This is a genomic window from Pseudoalteromonas sp. Z1A6 (assembly GCF_011378745.1).
Classification (GTDB): domain Bacteria; phylum Pseudomonadota; class Gammaproteobacteria; order Enterobacterales; family Alteromonadaceae; genus Pseudoalteromonas; species Pseudoalteromonas arctica.
Window position 1 is genome coordinate 1 of sequence record NZ_WTKW01000195.1, and the last position, 8,092, is coordinate 8,092.

The following is an 8,092-nucleotide window of genomic DNA, read 5'->3' on the forward strand; positions in this document are numbered from 1 at the left end:
AAAATTATTAGATTAAGTTAGCTTATAACTGAATCTACAAGCTTTTTAGCTTCTTTTTCAAGTAACGCTAAATGCTCTTCACCTTTAAATGATTCAAGGTATATTTTATAAATATCTTCAGTACCTGATGGACGCGCTGCAAACCAGCCATTTTCAGTAACCACTTTTAAACCACCAATGGCAGCATCGTTACCTGGTGCATGAGTCAATTTTTGCAAAATAGGCTCGCCAGCAAGTGTATCTGCTTTTACATCAGAAGCACTCAATGCTTGTAAACGTGATTTTTGACCGCTTGTGGCTGGTGCATCTAGGCGTTTATAAATTGGAGAACCAAACTCTTGTTCTAATTCTTTATAAAGGACTGATGGCGTTTTACCTGTCACAGCAAGTATTTCTGCAGCGAGTAGACCCATAATGAAGCCGTCTTTATCTGTACACCATACAGAGCCATCAAAACGTAAGAATGCAGCACCTGCGCTTTCTTCGCCACCAAAGGCAAGCTTGCCTTTGCTTAAGCCTTCAACAAACCATTTAAAGCCTACTGGTACTTCTTTAACCTTACGGTTGTTACGAGCAGCTACTTTGTCGATCATAGAGCTAGAAACCAATGTTTTACCAATTTCTACGGTTTCATTCCAATCACGGTGTTTAAGTAAGTAATCGATTGCCACTGCTAAAAAGTGGTTTGGATTCATTAAGCCGTCTGGCGTTACAATACCGTGACGATCGTAGTCAGGGTCGTTACCAATAGACACATCAAAATCATCTTTTAGTGCAATAAGATTTGCCATTGAATAAGGTGATGAACAATCCATACGAATTTTGCCGTCTTTATCAAGTGGCATAAAAGCAAAACGTGGATCAACAACATCATTAACTACGGTTAAATCTAAATTATATTTTTTTGCAATGACTGGCCAAAAATTAATACCTGAACCACCTAGTGGATCGATACCAATTTTAATACCTGCATCGCTAATTGCTTTTAAATTAACGATATTTGCTAAGTCATCAATATAAGGAGTCATTAAATCTTCGTAGCGGATAAAGCCAGAACGCGATGCCTTAGCGAATGGGAATAACTCAACTTCAACTAAATCTTCTAGTAAAAGTTGATTAGCTCTGTCTTCAATCCATTTAGTGACGTCGGTATCTGCTGGTCCGCCATTAGGTGGGTTGTATTTAAAGCCACCATCTTCAGGAGGGTTATGCGAAGGCGTAACAACAATCCCGTCTGCTAATTCATTTGGGTGTAGCTTATTGTGGCTAACGATTGCATGGCTAATCACTGGTGTTGGCGTAAAATCACCATCTTCTTGTGTGATCACTTGCACTTCATTCGCAACAAGTACTTCTATTGCAGAGTTAAATGCGGCTTCACTCAATGCGTGTGTGTCTTTGCCTAAAAATAACGGACCAAATATGTCATTTTGTTTTCTGTAATCACAAATAGCCTGAGTAATCGCTAGAATGTGTGACTCGTTAAATTTAACATCGTAAGAACAACCACGGTGGCCTGAGGTACCAAAGGCAACACAATGCTCTGGATTTTGTTCAAGATCAGGTTCATTTAAGTAATACGCAGATACTAATTTAGGTACGTTAACCAGTGCCGATTGTGGAGCAGTTTTGCCTGCGCCTGAGTGAATAGCCATTATATTTCCTTACAGGTAATCGCGAATTTTTTCAGCTTGCTCTGCACTATATCCAAGGCAAAGAGCAACTTCATGAAGCATCATTTTTTTACGCGTTGTATTAGAATTAGTCATAACCCAATATTCACTATCGGTTATGTTTTTAGGATTCATACTACTACCGCTATTTACTAAAGCTTCTTTACTAGTAGCAAAGTAAACACGGTCACGCCCTTTTATGTCTAATACCGCAGAAAAATCAGTTTTATGTGTGCGGTAAAATGCACTTAAAATAAACAAAAAGCGTCCAACAACACCTTTTTGCATTGCCAGCTCTTCTTTATTTAATACATTAAAAACATTATCGCTTTTTTGCTTCACGGGTGCGTGAGCTACAGGCGTTTGTTTTTTTGAAGTCTCAGCAGCAGATGGCTCTGAGCTTTTTAATGTGGCGGTAGACGTAGTCGCAGTTTGATTATTTTGAGTTAGTTCTACGTTTGCGGTTTGAATTTTTTCGCCGCTCAGATTTAATAAACGACGTAAAATAGTGGATGCACTTTCACCAATACTTTGCGTATTGCTAGCAATATATTGATATAACTCGTCGTCTATGTCGATTTGTTTCATGTTCTTCCTGTCATTACGGGTCACATTTTTTTCTCCCGTGTGATTATACCCAAACCAATCAGAAATGCGAGTTACAACAAGCACTCCCGTAAACATATTAATATTTACCTCATTGTTGTTGATTTAACAAACAAAAGCCCAATTTAATAAATAGTCGCTGTATTTTTTGCTTTTTAGAGCAATGCTCGGCAAACTATGGCGAAATTTTCAGGAGGCGGGTATGCAGTTAAATTACAAGCAACAAGGGCAAGGTCCTAATGTTATTTTGATACATGGGCTTTTTGGATCATTAGAAAACCTAAATGTAATAGCAAAACCATTAAGTGAACACTTTACTGTTATTAACGTTGATTTACGTAACCACGGGCTTTCTCCTCATAGTGATGAAATGAACTACCCAGCAATGGCACAAGATATTGTTGAGTTATTAGCACATTTGAACATAGATAAAGCACATTTAGTTGGGCACTCTATGGGTGGTAAAGTGGCAATGGAATTAGCGCTTACACATCCTGAACTTGTAAATAAGCTTGTTGTACTTGATATAGCACCTGTTAGTTACCCTGCTCGGCACACAAAAATATTACAGGCATTAAAAGCGGTTTCAGCACAATCAATTGACGATAGAAAACAAGCTGATGCTCTAATGCAGCCTTACATAGAAGAGCTGGGAGTTCGACAGTTTCTACTTAAAAGCCTCGCTAAAAATGAGGAAGGTCATTTTGCATGGCGATTTAATTTAAATGTGCTTGACGAAAAATATTCTACAATTACATCCAATGTTAATGAAAACAATTCTTGTTTATGCGATACTCTTTTCATTAAAGGTAATGATTCTGACTATATTTTGCCCGAGCATCGTACTGCAATTAAAGCTCGCTTTAAAAATACCAAGGCTAAAATAATTCATGGCGCAGGCCATTGGCTTCATGCTCAAAAGCCACTTGCCGTAAATAAAGCGATAAACGACTTTTTAACTGCGGTTTAAAGCAATTTTAATCGCGTGTTTTTGATTTTGCGCACTAAATATATGAATAATTATATGCTATAGTACGCGCCGTTTAATTTAAAGGTTATACGTTGATGGTCAGTCAGTTAATTAACGAATTTGATACCCTAGGGTTGTATTTTGGCTTAGCCGGTATTTTCATATTCATCGGCATGGCAATTAAAGACGTACTAAAAAGTGGCAATGTGCCTAAGTTCGGACAATACATTGTCTGGGGTGTGCTCTTTTTAGGTTGTTCAGGCTTTATTGCTAAAGGTCTTATTCAAGTATTTTGGCAAGGCGCAGGTGTAGGTTAAGCATGGCGAAGTCAGAAACAGATAGAACTACACTCGATTTATTTGAATACGAAAAACGCCCAGGCAGACCTAAAACCAATCCCCTTTCACGGGATATGCAGTTAAAGGTAAATAAACGTAATCAAATAAAAAGAGATAAAGCACGTGGCTTAAAGCGTGTTGAATTTAAAGTTTCATCGCAGTTATATCAAGCATTGAGTGATATGGCAGATGCACAAAATATTAGCCGCAGTGCGCTGATTGAAACGATTTTACAAGAAAGATTGGCTATTGATACATAAAAGGTTTTAAATCCATGGCAAGTGTAGGCATTTTTTTCGGAAGTGACACAGGTAACACAGAACACGTAGCAAAAATGATCCAAAAAGAATTGGGTAAGAAGCTAGTGGCTGTTCATGATATTGCAAAAAGCTCTAAAGAAGAGATTGCTGAATTTGATTTAATCTTATTCGGTATCCCTACTTGGTACTACGGTGAAGCACAATGTGACTGGGATGACTTTTTTCCAGAACTTGAAGAAGTAGACTTTGAAGGTAAACTTGTTGCTATTTTTGGTTGTGGAGACCAAGAAGATTACGCTGAGTACTTTTTAGATGCGATGGGCATGATCAACGATATCGTTACTGAGCGTGGCGCTATTGTTGTTGGTCATTGGCCGAGCGAAAGCTATGACTTTGAAGCATCTAAAGGCATGGCTGATGATAAGCATTTTGTAGGTTTGGGTATCGACGAAGACCGTCAACCAGAGCTTACAGAACAACGTGTTAAAGCATGGTCTGCTCAAGTATATGAAGAGATGTGTTTAAGTGAATTAGCTGACTAATTTACTGCATATATCGCTAGCTGTTTAAATAATTATCAAACAGTTAGCGTTTTAAGCTTTAGTGGCAATATAAATCAATTGTTCTTTGCACTTAACGCTTAGGCACGTTATCCTGTTTGTTGCTAATGTGTCGTGTACATCTTTGCAAGATGTCTAGTATAACCAAATAAAATTGAGACAGATTTAATGACTGATCATAACTTGGAACTTAAAAAAGCCGGTTTAAAAGTAACTTTACCGCGTATTAAAATATTAGAGATTTTACAATCTCCAGATAACCAACACATCAGTGCTGAAGATGTTTACAAAATTCTTTTGGATCTAGGTGAAGAAATTGGTCTTGCAACTGTATACCGCGTACTTAACCAATTTGATGATGCGGGTATTGTAAGCCGTCATCACTTTGAAGGTGGCAAATCAGTATTTGAACTTTCAGGAAGCACACACCACGATCATTTAGTATGTTTGAAGTGTGGCAAAGTTGTAGAGTTTGAAGATGAGATGATTGAACGTCGTCAACTTGAAATTTCTGAAGAAAATGGTATTACACTTACAAACCATTCTTTATATTTATACGGTGAGTGTAATGATAAAGCAGCGTGTAAAGAATTTAGCGACGCTAACAGCTAATACCGCTTTTAAAAAGCAATAAAAAACCTGCTAAGTGCAGGTTTTTTTGTGTCTAAAATACGCTTGTAATGAATATCCCCAGTAAATACTGGAGATATTTAGATATTATTTATTGAGTTTTAGACCATGAATCGCGAAGACCCACTGTTTGATTAAATACAACATTCTCTGATTTAGAATCACGAGAGAAATAACCCGTACGCTCAAACTGAAAGCCCTGCTCTGCTTGTGAATTAGCAAGCGATGGCTCTAATTTAGCGTTTGATAAAACAACCAGTGACTCTGGATTTAATGTTGTTTCAAACTCATCAGCGGCTGCTGGGTTTGGAACACTAAACAAACGATCGTATAAACGAACTTCTGCCGTAATAGACTCTGGTGCTGAAACCCAGTGAATAACACCTTTTACTTTACGTCCATCACTTGGATTTTTACCAAGTGTTTCAGTATCGTAAGTACAGAAGATAGTTGTGATTTCACCATTTTCGTCTTTTTCAACACGCTGTGCTTTAATAACATAAGCACCACGTAAGCGTACTTCTTTATCAAGCACTAAACGTTTAAACTTGTTATTCGCTTCTTCTTTAAAGTCTTCTCGTTCTATATAGATTTCACGAGTAAACGGTACATCACGACGACCCATTTCTTCTTTATTTGGGTGGTTAGCCACAGATAAAACCTCAACCTTGTCTGCATCGTAGTTTTCAATAACAACTTTAACAGGATCGAGTACGGCCATTGCACGTGGTGCATTTTCGTTTAGATCTTCACGGATACATGCTTCAAGCATACCCATTTCAACCATATTCTCTTGTTTTGTTACACCAATACGCAAACAAAACTCACGGATTGAACCTGGTGTATAACCACGGCGACGCAGGCCTGCAATTGTAGGCATACGTGGGTCATCCCACCCTTCTACATGGTTATTTACCACTAAATCGCTTAGCTTACGCTTAGACATAATTGTGTATTCAAGATTTAAACGTGAAAACTCAATTTGCTGTGGGTGACACTCTAAACTAATGTTATCAAGTACCCAGTCGTACAAACGACGGTTATCTTGAAATTCGAGTGTACATAATGAATGTGTAATACCTTCGAGTGCATCAGAAATACAGTGCGTGAAGTCATACATTGGGTAAATGCACCACTTGTCTGCTGTTTGATGATGATGAGCAAAACGTACGCGATAAATAATTGGATCGCGAAGCACCATAAATGAGCTTGCCATATCAATTTTAGCACGCAGGACACATTCGCCTTCTTTGAATTCGCCAGCACGCATTTTTTCAAATAACGCTAGGTTTTCTTCAACGGATGTATCTCTGTACGGGCTATTTTTACCTGGCTCTTTCAATGTACCACGGTATTGGCGTGCTTCATCCGCTGTTAAAAAGCAAACGTACGCTAAGCCTTTATTTATAAGCTCAACAGCGTAACCATATAAAGTATCAAAATAGTTAGAAGAATACTTTATATCGCCATCCCAGTTAAAACCTAACCACTGTACGTCTTCTTTTATAGAATTAACGTAGTTAATGTCTTCTTTTTCTGGGTTTGTATCGTCAAAACGTAAGTTACATAAACCGTTATAATCTTTTGCGATGCCAAAATTTAAACAAATTGATTTGGCATGACCAATATGCAAAAAGCCATTTGGTTCAGGTGGAAAACGTGTATGCGTTGTTGCATGCTTTTTACTTGCTAAGTCTTCATCAATTCGGGTTCTAATAAAGTTACTTGGGCGATTCTCAATTTCCGCCATAGGAGTGTAGTCCTCTAAATATTACGTAATAACAAAACTAATGCATTATTACAAAAACATACACTAACATACAGCACTAGATTAAGGTTTATTTTTGATATTGCTTAACTTTAATTCAGCTGAACCATTGTTTATGAATAAAATTTGTTTTAACGCAATATTTAAGTCATCTAAACAGTTTATAGTAGGTAAATAACCTACATTATAAGGATTTAAAGATGGCGACACTTAATCAACATCGTGTATATATTCCAACTAATGCACGCGCTAACCACTACCTTTTAGCTGAAATAACCCCTAATCAGGATTTTTATAAAAGCTTTAGTGATATAAATTGCTGCTATGAACGTATTGCACGCCAGCTGTTTGCTTCTTGTGATGAGTACGAGCTTTATAATGTGCACTTATTAGCGAATGATAAACTACCCGTTGTAAGATTTAATGATGAGTCTTATCAATTAGAAACAGATAAACAAATGCTCTTTTTTTATAATCCCCGTTATCACGAAGCGCATAAGATTTATTACACTGAAGGTACACCGAGTAAAAAAATACGCATTCTATTTTTAGCAACAGGCGATGATTTGCGAGCCAACTCTGCAGAATTTCATAATAAAGTTCAAAAAGTGTTAGACACTTTACAAGGACAACTCTTAATAAATCAGCCCCAGTTTAAACTACGCGACCATCAACACTTAACGTATGACCTATTTGCTAAAGAAAAAGGCAACAAGGAAAGCTATGGTTACAAATTAAGAAGTCTCTACCCTCGCTACCAATCAAGACAATGCAGCATACCCAATGATTATGCAGAGATGACTTACGCCACTTTTACTATACCGGTTTCGCGCGCAATTAAAACGCAGTTTCAAACACTAATGAACACAAACGACTATGCTAAATTTTATGACTACTTTGCATATGCATTTATACGTGCGTGTCAAAATAACAACTTAAACCATGGCGCTATGGTTGCTAACGGCGCAACGCCTATTATACGCAATAGTAAAATAGATAAGAGTGAAGGCAATGATGAACTTCAAAAGTTAAGTTTTGATATTGAATCTAATGAAAATCAAATTAAGCACTTTTCTGAAGCAAGTAAATTAGTAGAAACGCTGCATTTTGTAGTAGTAGCAACGCAGCAGGATAAACATGAAATGGGCTACGGTCGATTTATGAACCAAGTAGAAAAAACAATCTATACTCTGTGTAATGAGCTGGCTATAAATAAACAACGCCAAGACTTATCTGTACGTTTTTTCCAGCATATTAGTTACCCGTTCTAAATTTTCATCTAATAAC

Annotated in this window: 9 protein-coding genes; 6 read left to right on the forward strand and 3 right to left on the reverse strand. The window is 37.3% G+C overall.

The annotated features are described in order from the left end of the window. Window positions 1-17: 17 nt before the first annotated feature. Entirely contained in the window at window positions 18-1,655 is a 1,638-nt protein-coding gene (gene pgm / locus GQR46_RS12740) for a phosphoglucomutase (alpha-D-glucose-1,6-bisphosphate-dependent) (RefSeq protein ID WP_165741148.1), read from the reverse strand. Window positions 1,656-1,664: 9 nt separating this feature from the next. Further along, complete coding sequence (seqA, locus tag GQR46_RS12745; protein ID WP_024589204.1) at window positions 1,665-2,261, reverse strand: replication initiation negative regulator SeqA; 597 nt, start codon at window positions 2,259-2,261, stop codon at window positions 1,665-1,667. A 220-nt stretch (window positions 2,262-2,481) separates the two neighbouring features. Between seqA and GQR46_RS12750 the strand changes: the two genes are divergently transcribed. The 5 genes from GQR46_RS12750 (at window position 2,482) to fur (ending at window position 5,019) form a co-directional block, all read left to right on the forward strand. Beyond that, window positions 2,482-3,249, forward strand: coding sequence for an alpha/beta fold hydrolase (locus GQR46_RS12750; RefSeq protein WP_007586854.1), 768 nt, complete (start codon window positions 2,482-2,484; stop codon window positions 3,247-3,249). A 95-nt stretch (window positions 3,250-3,344) separates the two neighbouring features. Continuing rightward, a complete protein-coding gene (locus GQR46_RS12755; protein WP_002962930.1) occupies window positions 3,345-3,566 on the forward strand; it encodes a DUF2788 domain-containing protein in 222 nt (73 codons plus the stop codon). A 2-nt stretch (window positions 3,567-3,568) separates the two neighbouring features. Beyond that, window positions 3,569-3,847, forward strand: a complete 279-nt coding sequence (ybfE, locus tag GQR46_RS12760; RefSeq protein ID WP_002962928.1) for a LexA regulated protein — start codon at window positions 3,569-3,571, stop codon at window positions 3,845-3,847. A 14-nt stretch (window positions 3,848-3,861) separates the two neighbouring features. Beyond that, on the forward strand, window positions 3,862-4,389 hold the full coding sequence (gene fldA, locus GQR46_RS12765) for a flavodoxin FldA (protein ID WP_007586856.1): 528 nt from the start codon (window positions 3,862-3,864) through the stop codon (window positions 4,387-4,389). Window positions 4,390-4,575: 186 nt separating this feature from the next. After that, window positions 4,576-5,019, forward strand: coding sequence for a ferric iron uptake transcriptional regulator (gene fur / locus GQR46_RS12770; protein WP_007586857.1), 444 nt, complete (start codon window positions 4,576-4,578; stop codon window positions 5,017-5,019). A gap of 109 nt (window positions 5,020-5,128) precedes the next feature. On the opposite strand, the gene glnS is transcribed toward fur, so the two are convergent. Then, a complete protein-coding gene (gene glnS / locus GQR46_RS12775) occupies window positions 5,129-6,787 on the reverse strand; it encodes a glutamine--tRNA ligase (RefSeq protein ID WP_010552676.1) in 1,659 nt (552 codons plus the stop codon). A 218-nt stretch (window positions 6,788-7,005) separates the two neighbouring features. On the opposite strand from glnS, the gene GQR46_RS12780 reads away from it, so the two are divergent. Next, window positions 7,006-8,076, forward strand: coding sequence for a DUF3083 family protein (locus GQR46_RS12780; RefSeq protein ID WP_165741149.1), 1,071 nt, complete (start codon window positions 7,006-7,008; stop codon window positions 8,074-8,076). The last annotated feature ends 16 nt before the right edge of the window (window positions 8,077-8,092 follow it).